General features: G+C 64.6%; 11 protein-coding genes and 1 other RNA gene. 5 read left to right on the forward strand and 7 right to left on the reverse strand.

All coding sequences use genetic code 11. From position 1 onward, the window contains the following. The gene (locus Q4G50_RS03910) at positions 1–1,317 is read left to right on the forward strand and encodes a heparan-alpha-glucosaminide N-acetyltransferase domain-containing protein (RefSeq protein WP_303376338.1); all 1,317 of its coding nucleotides are present in this window, start codon (positions 1–3) and stop codon (positions 1,315–1,317) included. On the opposite strand, the gene Q4G50_RS03915 is transcribed toward Q4G50_RS03910, so the two are convergent. The 4 genes from Q4G50_RS03915 to Q4G50_RS03930 all read right to left on the reverse strand — a co-directional run bounded on the left by Q4G50_RS03915 (position 1,314) and on the right by Q4G50_RS03930 (position 6,893). Continuing rightward, entirely contained in the window at positions 1,314–2,018 is a 705-nt protein-coding gene (locus Q4G50_RS03915) for an AAA family ATPase (RefSeq protein ID WP_303376339.1), read from the reverse strand. The genes Q4G50_RS03910 and Q4G50_RS03915 overlap by 4 nt on opposite strands. Positions 2,019–2,040: 22 nt before the next feature. Then, positions 2,041–2,349, reverse strand: a complete 309-nt coding sequence (locus Q4G50_RS03920; RefSeq protein WP_303376340.1) for a hypothetical protein — start codon at positions 2,347–2,349, stop codon at positions 2,041–2,043. A 98-nt stretch (positions 2,350–2,447) separates the two neighbouring features. Continuing rightward, positions 2,448–5,528 carry a bifunctional [glutamine synthetase] adenylyltransferase/[glutamine synthetase]-adenylyl-L-tyrosine phosphorylase gene (locus tag Q4G50_RS03925; protein WP_303376372.1) on the reverse strand — a complete coding sequence of 1,027 codons (3,081 nt, stop codon included), beginning with the start codon at positions 5,526–5,528 and terminating at the stop codon, positions 2,448–2,450. A gap of 27 nt (positions 5,529–5,555) precedes the next feature. Further along, positions 5,556–6,893, reverse strand: a complete 1,338-nt coding sequence (locus Q4G50_RS03930; RefSeq protein ID WP_303376341.1) for a glutamine synthetase family protein — start codon at positions 6,891–6,893, stop codon at positions 5,556–5,558. 198 nt (positions 6,894–7,091) lie between these two features. On the opposite strand from Q4G50_RS03930, the gene Q4G50_RS03935 reads away from it, so the two are divergent. Both Q4G50_RS03935 and Q4G50_RS03940 read left to right on the forward strand, forming a co-directional pair. Beyond that, entirely contained in the window at positions 7,092–8,132 is a 1,041-nt protein-coding gene (locus Q4G50_RS03935; protein WP_303376342.1) for a DUF2786 domain-containing protein, read from the forward strand. A gap of 72 nt (positions 8,133–8,204) precedes the next feature. Next, complete coding sequence (locus tag Q4G50_RS03940) at positions 8,205–10,055, forward strand: CYTH and CHAD domain-containing protein (RefSeq protein WP_303376343.1); 1,851 nt, start codon at positions 8,205–8,207, stop codon at positions 10,053–10,055. Positions 10,056–10,108: 53 nt separating this feature from the next. Here the strand turns inward: Q4G50_RS03940 and Q4G50_RS03945 are convergent, their stop codons facing one another. Beyond that, on the reverse strand, positions 10,109–10,324 hold the full coding sequence (locus tag Q4G50_RS03945) for a hypothetical protein (protein ID WP_303376344.1): 216 nt from the start codon (positions 10,322–10,324) through the stop codon (positions 10,109–10,111). A 114-nt stretch (positions 10,325–10,438) separates the two neighbouring features. Between Q4G50_RS03945 and Q4G50_RS03950 the strand changes: the two genes are divergently transcribed. Next, positions 10,439–11,710: a galactokinase family protein gene (locus Q4G50_RS03950; protein WP_303376345.1), complete on the forward strand. Its 1,272-nt coding sequence runs from the start codon at positions 10,439–10,441 to the stop codon at positions 11,708–11,710. Here Q4G50_RS03950 and Q4G50_RS03955 read toward each other — a convergent pair. Then, on the reverse strand, positions 11,707–13,104 hold the full coding sequence (locus tag Q4G50_RS03955) for an RNB domain-containing ribonuclease (protein ID WP_303376346.1): 1,398 nt from the start codon (positions 13,102–13,104) through the stop codon (positions 11,707–11,709). The two genes, Q4G50_RS03950 and Q4G50_RS03955, sit on opposite strands and share 4 nt — an antisense overlap. A gap of 37 nt (positions 13,105–13,141) precedes the next feature. Between Q4G50_RS03955 and Q4G50_RS03960 the strand changes: the two genes are divergently transcribed. Beyond that, positions 13,142–13,354 carry a hypothetical protein gene (locus Q4G50_RS03960; RefSeq protein ID WP_303376347.1) on the forward strand — a complete coding sequence of 71 codons (213 nt, stop codon included), beginning with the start codon at positions 13,142–13,144 and terminating at the stop codon, positions 13,352–13,354. Here the strand turns inward: Q4G50_RS03960 and rnpB are convergent. Further along, positions 13,348–13,747: RNase P RNA component class A (rnpB, locus tag Q4G50_RS03965), an RNA gene on the reverse strand. The two genes, Q4G50_RS03960 and rnpB, sit on opposite strands and share 7 nt — an antisense overlap. Positions 13,748–13,752 lie beyond the last annotated feature (5 nt).

The following is a 13,752-nucleotide window of genomic DNA, read 5'->3' on the forward strand; positions in this document are numbered from 1 at the left end:
ATGACCCTACAAGTCAACACTCGCCGTCCCGAGCTCCAGGTCCCCGAAGGTGATCTCACCCCCGGGGAACACCCGCAGCCCGGCCCCCGCCCCGCCCGAGACATCTGGTCCGGAGCTATCGATCCCACCGACCTACCGGAAGAAGAAGTCCGGACCAAGAAGCTCGGACGATTACTCGGGCTCGATGCTGTCCGTGGTTTCGCCCTCCTCGGGATGATCGTGGTTCACGTCGCACCGCCCGTGAACCCCTACACGGGTGACCCGACGTTCCTCCACGCGTTGTTCAGTGGCCGCGCCGCCGCCTTGTTCGCCATCATGGCCGGGCTGGCACTCGCTCTCGTGACCGGCCGCGATAAACCACACACTGGTGCCCGCTGGAGATCCAGCGCCGTCGCTTTGCTAATTCGCGCGATGATGATCTTCGCCCTGGGGCTAAGCCTCAACCACCTTGAGCTCCCCGTATACAACATCCTCCCGTACTACGGTCTGCTGTTCATCCTGGCCATCCCATTCACCGTCCTCAATGCGGTGAAGGCGTTCGTGCTGGCGGCGATCATGCTCGTACTCGGCCCGGTCCTCATGTTCGCCGGATTGTCCACCATCCCCTTCGAGGCGGATCGCGCAGCTGACTGGGTCACCCTCTTCACCCGCCCTAGTGACCTCTTCCTGAGCATGCTTGTTGGCGGCACCTATCCCGCAGTGACATGGATCACCTTCGTCCTGGTAGGAATCGGACTCGGCCGGCTTCCGCTGGGCACGCTGGCCACCCAGATCTACATCCTCATCATCGGCACCGCATTCCTGCTCATCGCTCCGATGCTGTCGAACACGCTGCTGGTGGATTTCGGCGGATGGGGCCACATCACGGAAAAGACCCCGGGTTTTGATATCCAGCGCGCCTACTACGTCGATGTGTACGGCCCGGAGACCAATGCTTCTCTCCCCACTGACACCTGGTGGTGGCTGGCTACTGATGGTCCTCATACAAACACCCCCCTGGCCCTTTTGGGCGGGATCGGATTCGGCCTGATCGCGATCGGACTGTTCCTACTGCTCGCGCAGGTCGCCGGCAAGGGTCTCACCCCGCTGATCGCGACCGGAAGCATGTCGCTGACCTTGTACGCGGTTCATCTGGTCACCATGGGACTCATCCACACCGCTGATCAGCCCTATCTGTGGACCTTCGTCCAACTCCTGGTAGCTGGGTTCTTCGCCACCTTCTGGTACTTTTCCGTGGGACGCGGCCCCCTCGAAGGTCTCGTCTCGACGGTGTCGAAGGGCGTCGCTCGCCGGAGCAGCCGCCCGGCCGTGGCTTAACCCAGGATGTAGCGGATCGTGCCGTACGGATCCTCCAGGAACTCGCGGGTGGCCACCACCGCCTCAGCTTCCTCGTAAACGGTGTCCTCCAACCCGTCTTCGGTGATGTCGATGATGGACGCATCCGGGATGGCCATCATGATGGGTGAGTGCGTCGCGATGATGAACTGGCCACCCCGCTTAACCGCCTGGTGAATCTCCGCCACCAGCGCCATCTGCCGCACCACCGATAGGCCAGACTCGGGCTCATCGAGGATGTACAAGCCTGGGCCGTCGACCTGTTCCTCGAGCACGGACAGCACCGATTCGCCGTGCGACATGGCGTGGCGGGAGCGTTCCGCTTCCTCGCGGGAATCGAAAATTGTCACCGTGTCGTAGTGAGTTTCGGCACGGAGGAAGTAGCCGTGCGCCGGAATATCGTTGCCGCGCAGATGAATCCATTTCGACAGAGGCGAATGGGTGGGGTGAATGACTCCCCTGAAATCCAGATCGCGCAGCGGGCCGCCAGCGGCGTCGAAACCCGCGGCGATGGCTATCGCCTCGACCAGGGTGGATTTACCCGCCCCGTTGTCACCGACGAAGCAGGTCACCGGGGTGGAGAACCTTAAAGCGTCGAACTCTTCGAGGTGGCGCACCACCGGGATTTGGCGGATGAAGGAATCTTCCCGGATGGCCTCCACCCGCACCGAATTGATGAACATAGACCAATGCTAGTCACGCTGCTCACTCCGTGCGGCGCGGCGGCTCCTGACGTCCAGTGAGAATATCGATGACACTGCGGATCGCGGCGTCACCGATCTGGCTGCCCTGCCCGCCGAAAGGGCTGCGCGGCGGTTCCGGGCGGGGTCGCTCCCCCGCTGCGGAAGAGCTGACCTCGTCCCGCTCCGCGGCGTCGGCGGTTACCAGCAGTGTGGTGTCTTCGAGGTCGAGCTTGACTGAGTCCTGGACACCGGCCGTGCGTGCGGCGTCGACAAGCGCACGCAGGTCGGCGAAGGTGGCGTTGTTGAGATCGATCGACAGGGAAAGGGACATGATGGGCTCCTTTACGAGGGCGAACTTTTGTGCCACCCCCAGCGTAGGTGCGAGACTCGGGGGCTGTCACCACCCTTAGGGGCTCCACCTGACCCCGTTTAAGGTTCGATGACCACCTCGCCCCAGAACACCTCGTCGACGACCTGCCGGGCCTTCCTGGTCAGGCGAAGGTAGTGCTCCAGGAAGCCCTGATAATCTTCCGGATCCCAGCCGGCCGCGCCAGCGACCTGCGCGAGTGCCGGTCCAGGGCCGGGCAACTGGTCCGTGCGCCGCCCCTTGACCAGCACCAACGCGTTTCGGGCGTTGGTGGCGCACAACCACGCCTCCCGCAGGACATCCACCTGCTCAGCAGGCAAAATCTCCTTGTTCTTCACCACGTCGAGCACCTCCAGGGTGGAGGTGTTGTGCAGCTCGGGATGTTGATGCGCATGCATCATCGTCAGCAGCTGAGCGGTCCATTCGATGTCGGTCAAGGCTCCGCGTCCCAGTTTGGTGTGGGTGTTGCGGTCGGCGCCGCGGGGTAGGCGTTCATCGTCGATACGTGCCTTCATGCGGCGGATCTCGCGGATATCGCTTGTCGACGCCCCCTCCGCCGGGTACCTGAACCGGTCAATCATGGTGAGGAAACGGGTACCCAGATCCGGGTCGCCGGCGACCACAGTGGCGCGGAGCAGAGCCTGAGTTTCCCACACCTCGCCCCATTTTTCGTAGTAGCGCCGATAGGATTCCAGGGTGCGCACGGCAGCACCCGACCGGCCCTCCGGGCGCAGGCCCAGATCAACCTCCAGTGGCGGATCACCGGAGGGTTTTGCCAGGCGGCGCCGCATCTCATCGCAGATACCGATGGCCCACTTCACGGCATCGGTGTCCTCGACCCCTTCGGCGGGCTCGCACACGAACATGACGTCGGCGTCGGATCCGTAGCCGAGCTCCGCGCCGCCGAGACGCCCCATACCGATGATGGCGATGCGTGCCGGGGGTTCCTCCAGGCCATGTTCCTTCAGGCTCCACCGCACCTCCGCCAGCAGGCTGGCCTGCAGCACAGCATCCCACACCAGCGACAATTCCATGCACACCTGGTCGACGGGCATGAAGTCGAGCAGGTCCGCGGAGGCGATGCGCGCGAGCTCCACGCGCCGCAGGGAACGGGCCACGGACACTGCCCGGTCCGGATCGGCGTGGCGTTTCGATGACGCCACCAACGCCTTACACACCTGATCCGGGGCAGGAACCATAACGCGCGGTCCGGCGGCCCCGTCGCCAAGCTGTTTGACGAAATCCGGGGAAGAAATAATGAGATCAGAAGTGTAGGGAGAGGTGCCCAGGATACGCATGAGCCGCTGACCGACCACGCCCTCATCGCGCAGCATCCGCAAGAACCACACGCGGTTGTACGCAGCGTCGGAAAGCTTACGGTAGTTGAGCAGGCCCGCATCCGGGTCGGCGGTGTCCGACAACCAGGTCATCAGTGTCGGTAGCAGCATGGCCTGCAGCTTCGCCTTGCGTGAGCCGCCCGCCGCGAGGGCGGTGAGATGCTCGAAAGCGCGGGCCGGGTGGCGGTATCCCAACGCTGCGAGCTGAAGTTTCGCCGCCTCCGGGGTGAGCGAGATCTCGTCGATCGAGAGATTGACCACGGTGTGCAGCAGCGGACGGTAGAACAGGCGCGAGTGCAGATCCGAGATGAGCAGACGGATCTGGCGCAGGTGCTTCTGCAGCTCCTCCACTGCAGTCTTCTTACCCGTCGCCGTGAAACCTGCGGTGGCGGCAAGCCAGGTGAGGTTCTTGTCATCATCGTCGGCAGGCATGGTGTGGGTGCGGCGCAGGCGATGCAGCTGCAGGCGGTGTTCGAGGAGCCGGAGGAACTCATAGGCTTCGATGAGCTGATGACCATCCTCACGGCCGACATAACCTCCCTTGACCAGCGCATCCAAGGTCTCGACGGTAGCCAGCACACGCAAGGATTCATCGGAGCGGCCGTGCACGAGCTGGAGCAACTGGATCGCGAACTCGACATCACGCAACCCGCCGGTGCCCAACTTGAGCTCCCGCTCACGCATCGCCTCGGGCACATTCTCCAGCACGCGGCGCCGCATCGCCTGCACATCGTCGACAAAAGAATCGCGTTGCGACGCCGTCCACACCATCGGCGCCAACGCCTCAATGTAGCGGTGACCCAGTTGCATCGCACCCGTCATCGGTCGCGCCTTGAGCAGGGCCTGGAACTCCCAGGTCTCCGCCCAGCGCTGGTAATAGGCGATATGGCTGTCGAGGGTGCGTACCAGCGCCCCGGATTTCCCTTCCGGACGCAGGTTGGCATCGACCTCGAAGAAGGCCTTCGATCCGATGCGCATGAACTCCCCCGCCAAGCGGGTGGCCTTGGTGGTGACCGGCTCGGCGACGAAGATGACGTCGACATCGGAGATGTAATTCAGCTCCCCGGCACCGCATTTGCCCATCGCCATGACAGCCAGCCGCGTATCTACGCTGTCATCCCCGTATACACCGGTGACGGCGACGGCGAGGGCAGCGGTCAGCGCGGCGTCGGCAAGCGCGGTCAGCAGTTCGGTGACGGTGGTGAACTCGATGTGTGGCTGCTCCGGGACCGCATCGCGCCGTGCCTCGAAAGTGCCGGCCAGGTCGTATGCTGCGATGCGCATGACCAACGTGCGGTAAATCAACCGCAATGCGGTGGCCGCTTCCGGGCCGCTCATCCCCGCCCGATAGGTACCGGGGGTGGAGAGGTCCTCAGTGGCGGTGTCAGCGAAGTCTTCAGACTCATCGTCGATCTCAACGGTCGCGGGGCGAGCCTCAACGGCATGCAGCATCGCCTGCATGAGTTCCTCACCGGTGGGCAGCCCCAGGCTGAGCTCGTGCCAGAGGTGAGGGTTCGCCGCGAGGTGATCACCCAGGGCCGTGGAACCGCCCAGCAGGGCAAACAACCGCACTCGCAGGCCAGGGTTCGCGCGCAGCGCTTGGTCGAATTCATCACGGTCATCGCCAAGCGCAGTCATCACACGGATGAGGGTATTGAGCGCCAGATCGGGGTCACCCGCCCCCGCCAGAGCCCACAACAGTGCCACGGATTCCTCGTTGTCCCACCCCAGCCAGGTGAGATCCTCCGCAGCCCGCGGGCCGGAAAGCTTGAGTACCGCCAGGGAGGGGACCGACTTCCGTTTCATGCTCGCCACGTGCGTAGCTCCTTCAGGCTAGTAGTCCAGGGTGTTACGCAACTCCCAGGGCGTGATCTGCTCCTGGTAGTTGTGCCACTCGTTCCACTTGGATCGCAGGAAGTACTCGTAAACCTGCTCGCCGAGGATATCGGCGACGAAATCCGATTTCTCCAGCACTCGCAACGCCTGGTCGAGGGAAGCCGGCAGGTCCTTGTACCCCATGGCCATACGCTCCCGCCGGGTCAGGGCAGAAATATCGTCCTCCGCTGGGTCCTCCAGTTCGTACTCCTCGCGGATGCCCTTTAGCCCCGCGGCCAGTAGAACCGAGAACGCCAGGTAGGGGTTGGTCGCCGAATCGAGGGAGCGGACTTCGACGCGACGCGACTCCGCCTTCGCCAGACGGTAGGTGGGCACACGCACCAGGGCGGAGCGATTGGACACACCCCAGGTGGCGGAAGTGGGGGCCTCATTGCCGAAGACGATGCGCTTATAGGAGTTGGGCCACTGGTTGGTGACCGCGGAGATCTCCGCCGCGTGATGCAAAATGCCGGCGATGAAATGCTTGGCCGTCTGCGAGAGAGAGATTTCATCGTCCGGGTCGTGGAAGGCGTTGGTATCGCCTTCGAACAGGGAGATATGCGAGTGCATCGCAGAACCGGCGTGCTCCGTGAAAGGCTTGGGCATGAAGGTGGCGCGGACCCCGTTTGCCATGGCGACCTGCTTGATCAGATAGCGAAACGTCATGATGTTGTCCGCCATCGTCAGCGCATCCGCGTGCCGTAGGTCGATCTCCTGCTGACCCGGCGCGGTTTCGTGGTGCGAGAACTCGGTGGCGATGCCCATCGATTCCAGGGCGGTCATTGCTTCTCGACGAAAGCGTGGCGCCAAGTTATGCGTCGCCTGATCGAAGTACCCGCCATTGTCGGTGGGGATAATTCCGTGCGGCCCATCCCCTTCGGCGAAGAGGTAGAACTCCACCTCGGGGGAAACCATGCAGGTAAATCCCTCGTCGGCGGCAAGATCGACCTGGCGGCGCAGGATCTGCCGCGGATCTGACCAGGAAGGCTGCCCGTCGGGCATGGTGATGTCGCAGAACATGCGGGCTGTCTGCAGCTCCGGAATATCGGTATCGAAAGGCAGGACCTGGAAGGTGGAGGGATCCGGCAGAGCGATGGTGTCGGACTCGGAGATTCGGGAGAAACCCTCGATGGAGGAACCATCGAAACCGACCCCCTCCTCGAACGCCCCTTCCAGTTCAGAAGGGCTCATCATCACGGACTTGAGGTACCCGAGGATGTCGGTGAACCACAGTCGGATGAATCGGATGTCTCTTTCCTCGACGGCGCGGAGGACGAATTCCTGTTGACGGTTCATGCCCTCAACTGTAATTGCGGCCCCGACATAGCCGTCGCGGAGACAGTAGAGACACCGTCGTCCGGGGGTGACTTCTGGGCACGTCGCCGCAGGCAGTATCTACTAGAACACGTGATCGGGGGTAGCCATGTCGGGGCGGTGTGATGGAGTGAGTCCGTCAGAAACACTCGAACAGTTATTCGCCACCAGGAGAGCGCCATGACCGTCCCCGAAACCACCTCCCCAACTCTGAGCACCCACATCATCGACGCCATCATCTCCGCCGCCCGCCTCGGCTGGACCCCCGATGACCTCAAGCACATCGCCGGCCCCCACGTCCTCCCCTTCCTCCACGCCGCCCGCCTGATGGCCACGGCAGCAGCCGAAGGACAGGTCGCCGCCGCCTGGCAGCGCCAACTCCCCACCCCATCCCGACGCGGGCGGCGGCTACCGTCCCCGGAAAAGTCCGCGGACATCCTAATGCGGCTCAGCCGCCTGTCCCCCGCTACCTGCGCCGCCGCCCTCACCGACCTGTCCGCGCTTCGTGGGCACAACACCAGCACTCTCAGCGAGGAGCAGCGGCGCGCCCAGCAGCGGATCACGGGGCTGTTGAAGAAGGCGGAGTCCACCACCTTCGAGGCGGAGGCTCAGACGCTCATTGCCAAGGCCCAGCAGCTCCGGCAGCGCTACCGTATCGAGTCGGTCGAAGCGGAAACCGCACCCGGGGACTCCGTCGCGGTGCGTGTCCACCTTGCTGCCCCGTGGGTGCGCTATCAGTTCCTGCTCCTCGGCCAAGTGGCCCGTGCCAACTCAAGCCGCGCGCTGCTGTACCCGGACATAGGGATCGCCACCGTAGTGGGACATCCGGATGATGTCCTCCACGCGATTGAGCTGTTCCACAGCCTCAACCGGCAACGTGCCTACTTCATGCGCCACTCCCCCGGTGCACAGTTCGCCCGCGCGAAGAGAGAGACGAAGGCCTACCGCCGCTCCTTCCTCACCGCCTATGCCGGTCGGATAGGTGATCTCCTCACGGAGGCCACGGAGGACACCGTGGTCACCGAACAGGAGCGTACTTCTGCGCTGCCGGTGTTGGCGCGCCGCGCGGTGGCCGCTGAAGAGACTTTCACCACCCTGTTCCCGCATACCTCAACCATGTCCTTTCAGCACAAGTACCACGTGGGCGGCGCCGTCGACGGAATGGCAGCAGCGGAGAGATCACATCTGGGGTCTGACTTGACGGCCGTGGGAAGCGCGTGACAAGTAGATTGGAAGCAACAGATCACACCTTGTCTCTCCGGCACGCGGCCAGAATTCTAGGAGTACACCACTATGTCCACCAGTACCTTTCTTGAAGTCGAAGCGAAGTTCGCCGTCCCCGACACGGCCGTCGTCCCCGACCTGACGCGTCTGGACGGGGTCGAATCCATTGCCTCCACCAAGACCCACCGGATGTCGGCGATCTACTACGACACCGCGGATCTGCGTTTGACTCGCTCGAAGATCACCCTGCGCCGCCGCGAGGGCGGCGATGATGACGGCTGGCACATCAAGCTGCCCGGCATCACCGGTCGCCTGGAGATCCACGCCCCACTGGGTGAGATGGTTGACGGCCGATATGAGGTTCCCGAGGACATCCTCGCCCAGGTGCGCGCCCTGGTGCGAAGGGAGGACCTCAATCCGATCGCGCAGGTGGACAACGAGCGCGTAGAGTCCACTCTCGCCGCCGCAGATGGGACTCCCGTCGCTGAGTTCTGTGATGATCACGTCTCCGCCTGGTCGCTGCTACCGGGTGGTTCCCATTCGGCGTGGCGTGAATGGGAGGTGGAACTCGTCGGGGACTCCCCCTTAGCTGCCGTGGGCAACCCGTTGCTGCTGTCCGCTACCCAGCAATTCCTCAACTCAGGTGCCCGCGTCTCATCTTCCCCCTCCAAGCTGGCGATGGCCCTGGGGGACACGGCGCACGCCGCCCCGCTTCCGCCCTTTCTCGTGCAGGCCGACGTGGACCCGGAGTCACCGGCCGCAGCCGTTATCGCCGCGCTGAAACTCAACCGCGACAAACTGCATGAGTACGACCCCAAGGTTCGACGTGACGAGTGGGATTCCGTCCACCAGATGCGCGTAGCCACCCGTGAACTGCGTAGCCACATGGAGACCTTCAACGGCATCCTCGGCGGCGAAGAATTGGAGTACATCGAATCCGAGCTTAAGCTCCTGGCCGGCATGCTCGGCCACGCGCGTGACGCGGAGGTCGTGGAGGAGCGTTTCCTCAACCTCCTCGACTCGGAGGACTCCGATGTCCTTGACGAGACCACCCGCGAGCACCTGCGCCACGACATGGGTGAGGAATACCGGCGCACGCATCGCCGCGTCATCGCCACACTTAACTCCGACCGCTACCTCGATCTGCTGGACGCCATCGACGCTCTACTGGCTGACCCCCCGGTCGCCGGTGCCCACGCCTACGTCCCCGTGGAGCAGACCGTGGAGCCGGAGCCGGTCACCGAGGAGGAGGCCGCCGCGGACCTGGATATGGGGGCAGAAGGTGGTGCCGGCCAGCCGATCGTGGAGGTGTCCACCGACGGGGTCGACCCGGAGGAGGACACCACCGAGGAGGAGGCCGCAATGGTCGCCGAAGGTGGCCCCGAGATCATTGACCTCCCCGAGGCCACCCAAGCGCATCATGCCCAGAGCCCGGAAGAGGTGGAGCGCATCCTCTCCGAGCACCTCGAACAGGCCTACCGGAAGCTGATGAAGCGCCACAAGAAGGCCGTGGAGAACTGGGACAACCTCGAGCTCACCCTCCACGAGCGCGAGGAGTACTTCCACGACATGCGCAAATCCGCCAAGAAACTGCGCTACGCGGCGGAGGCGGTGGGGTCTGCCACCAAGCTCAAGACCAAGCGCCTATACAACGCATGCAAGGCAATGCAGTCAAGTCTGGGAGACTTCCAGGATGCGGTGACCTCCCGCGACAAGCTCGTCCACATGTCCGCTGCCGCCCGTCGCCGCGGGGAAGACACGTTCGGGTACGGATTGCTCTACCAGCGGGAACGAGCTCTTGGAATGCAGTCCCTCGACGCCTACGCCGAAGAGGTCAAGGCGATTAAGGCCGCCTACCAGCGGCTGCTGAAGTCCGTGGAAGAGGACCGGAAGAAGGCCAAGAAGAAAAAGAAGAAGTAGTACGCACGTGGCCCCGCCCCTCACGATGAGAGGCGGGGCCACTTAACTTGTTGTTATTTCTTCTCCCAGGACGCGGGCTCGCCCCACTCATCTTCTGCCTTGTCCTCCGCGTCGGCGGCGGCGTTGCGGGCGGCGGCACGCTCGAGAGCGCCAGCGGCTTCCTCACGCGTGTCATAGGGACCCATCCGGTCATCCCAGGAGCCTTCCTTGCCCTGGGTCACTTCACCTGTCGACGGATCGAAGTACCACTTCAGGTCGTCGGCTTCCATGCTGTCCTCCTTCATTATCGAGCATTGCTAGTTGCCGCCCAGGCTACCCGCGTCCGGGCCCACCGGTCGACGACTAAGGTGGGGTGGGTCACGGATTAAAGGAGACTGGAAATCATGCCGATGTGGCCTACTGCTGATGCCACCGCCGCCGAGCGGGCGGCGAAGACCCACCAGGACAAGACCGGAAATGCCCCCGCCCACGTGGCGAATGCCCCGGCGACCTGGCTGCTCATCGGTGAGCATGTCGACTATTCCGGCGGTGTCGTCCTCGCGGCCCTGGCCGAGCACCAGGCGGCGGTGGCCGTCTCCCCGCGCACAGATGACCTGGTGAAGGTCACCAAGCTGGTCACCGGACCGGCCGGGGTCACCGAGACCTCCGACGAGGTGAGCATGGGTGTGATCGGTGATCTAGCCGCCGCGCAGCAGCCGGGAATCGATGATCATGGCCGCCCCGAAACTCCTCCCACCCCGCCGGGGGGCCTGGCGGTGGAGCTGGCGGGCATTCTGTGGACGCTGATTAATCGTCAGCTGCTTTCCCGCGACACCGGTGGTGTGGACGTCACGATCATCAATGACATTCCCGACGGCGCTGGCCTGGGCGATGAAGCCGCCCGTGACGTCGCTTTTGTGCTCGCCGTGCTGGGTGATTGCGAAGAGCTGGATGATGCCCCCGGCCGCGCCCGGATCGCCGAGGTCTGTACCCAGGCAGCTGAGATGTTCTCCCCGGTGGCTCCGCTGCGCGCCCGCTACACGGCAGCGCTACGTGGGGCCGGGGACACGGTGTCGGTCATCGACTACGCCGATGGTTCCGTCACCCAGGCCCCGCATCCCCAGTCGGCGGACCTGGAGTTCTATGCCATCACAGTGGATAAGCCCCGGACCGATCGGGCGGAGGGTATTTCGCGTCGGCGTCGTTTCGTTGAGGAGGCGTGTCGTGCTTTCGGCACCGAATCATTGCGTTTGCTTCCCGACGCCCCGCAGCGAGTCATCGAATGGCTGCAGGCTGTCCACAAGGTCCACGGCACGGACAACACCCCGGAGATCGGTGAGGCTGCTTCGTGGTTGGCCTTCGAGGAGCGGGAGACCGTACGCGCCCAGCGCCTGGCCCGCGCTCTGCGGGCACGCCGGACGGACGACATCTGGCCCCTGCTCGCCCAATCCCAGTCGGGCCTGACCGGGCCTTATGGTCTGCTCGGTTCCGAGGCGATGGTGCAGCTGTGCCTGGTCCGCGGTGCGCTGGGGGCGCGGGCGGCCTCCGCCGGCAACGTCGAGGCCGTCATCGCCGGGGTCGACGCCCGCCGCGCCGGGAACTTCACCCGCGATATGTCGGATGACGGGTTGGTCGTGGTGAAACTGGGTCGCGGGCAGGCCGCCAGCCGGGTCTAGTCCGCCGGCCAGGCGAACGCGACGTCGCGCGTGTCCACATCGGCGCGCACCAGGGACACCCGGGTGCGGGTGCCCTGGGGCGGGGCGCCGATGGTGTCGGCCAGGACAGGCGGATCGGAGACGAAGATGCGGGCGCGCTCACGCTCCGCATCAGAGGTCAGCACCACCGCATCGAAGTTGTGGCCCACCCAGGGGGCGAGGACGGTGGCTTCGGTGAGGTCCAGCGCGGCACGGTCGACGTTGTTCGCCAACGCGGAGGTGCGCCGCATGACATCGACAACCTCATCGGCACGTTCGCTCACCCACGCGGGGACGTCGTGCCCGGCGCAGTGTGCCAGGCAGTATTCGGTGGCGAAGCGGTCGACAAGGCGGCGCAGCGGCGCGGTGACATGCGAGTAGTAGCCGCCGATGCCGGAATGGACCTCCGCCTCCCCGGCGGCGAGGTTGACGTAGCCGGAACCGCGGAGCAATTTCTGGGCCTCCCGCATGATGGCCATGCCGCGCGCCTGAGTCGCGTCGATGGACTGGAGGAAGTCGCCGATGGCGCGGTCGTCGGCAAGCTCATATCCCAGGGCGCGGGCCTCGGCGCGGAAGATGTCTTCGGCCTCACTCGTGGCGGGTCTTAAGGTGCGCAGGATGCCAGCGCCGTGGCTCACCATGAGCTGCCCGGCGCACATGCCGGTGAGCAGGGAGATCTCGGAGTTCCAGTCCATCACCTCGTGGCGCGGGTCGACGATGAGGTCAAAGGTGCCGTCCTCCAGTGCGCGGACCCGCTGGGAGGGCAGACGCAGGTTGATGGCCTTGCGGCGCAGGCCCGAAACCTCCCGCAGCTGGCCGACCTCAGGGAGCAGCTCAACTGCCGGGTGCATGTTCCCGGCGAGGTAGTCCTCGTGCACCCCGTCGTAATCAAGTCGCGCGACCGAGTGCACGAGCGCGCGCTCGAGGTGGAAACTCTCCACCTCACCGGCAGAATCCAGATCGAAGGTCCACAGGACGGCGGGGCGGTCGACGTCGGGAAGCAATGACGCCGAGCCCTCCGACAACTCCTCCGGATGAAGACGCGCCGGCGCATCCGGCAGGTAGATCGTCTGCCCGCGGCGCAGAGACTCAGCCTCCAGCGCACTACCCGGTTCGATGAACGCGGCGACATCCGCGATGGCGTAGTGGACGCGGTAGCCGTCACCGCGCCGCTCAATGTGCACCGCCTGGTCCAGATCCATCGAGCCTACCGGGTCGATGGTGACCAGCGGCAGATCACGCGCATCGCGCCGCTGCCCGGCGAAACGGTCAGTGGCGGCGGCTGCCTCCGCGTGCAGTTCCGGCGAAAACTCGGTGGGCACGGAAAATTCCTCGGCGATACCGCGGAAGTTGAGGGGCGCAGCGTAGAGCTTCATGACGCCCCATTCTTACACAGAGGTAACCTCGACACCCATGGACATCACGCTCTCAGAGACCCACCGGGCCCAGCTGGAGATGCCCGCCCTCGAATCCGGCCGCTCGCAGGACCAGGTGGTGGCCGAACTCATTCGCCGGGATTGGGAGCGGTACTGCGCGCGCCAGGGAGTGTGCACGGCCATTGAGAATCTGCAGGCGGCGCGGTCGGTCGTCGAAAAGCACTTGCGTGAGATAACAAGGGGCGAATGAGCCGGCCTATAAGCCGGATTCTGTGCCCTGGAAAAGGGCGGTGATCATCCATCTGGGCAGGCCATCGCTGACCGCCTCAAGCAGCTACCTTCGGACTCGGGCGAGCAGCCCTCGAACGTCCGATCCGGCCTGCGACGTGGCAGACCATGATGCCTTGCTCCCGGTGGGGTTTACCTGGCCGGGACAGTCACCTGCCCCGCCGGTGCGCTCTTACCGCACCCTTTCACCCTTACCCCGACGAATCGGGGCGGTCTACTTTCTGTTGCACGTGCCCGCGGGTCGCCCCGGGTTGCCGTTAGCAACCACCGTGCTCGGTGGAGTCCGGACTTTCCTCGACCCCCTCCTGCCCCGACAACGGGGTGGTGAGGGCGCCGCGATCACCCGGCCGACTCATTCGC

Origin of the sequence: Corynebacterium sp. (assembly GCF_030538285.1) — a bacterium.
GTDB lineage: Bacteria > Actinomycetota > Actinomycetes > Mycobacteriales > Mycobacteriaceae > Corynebacterium.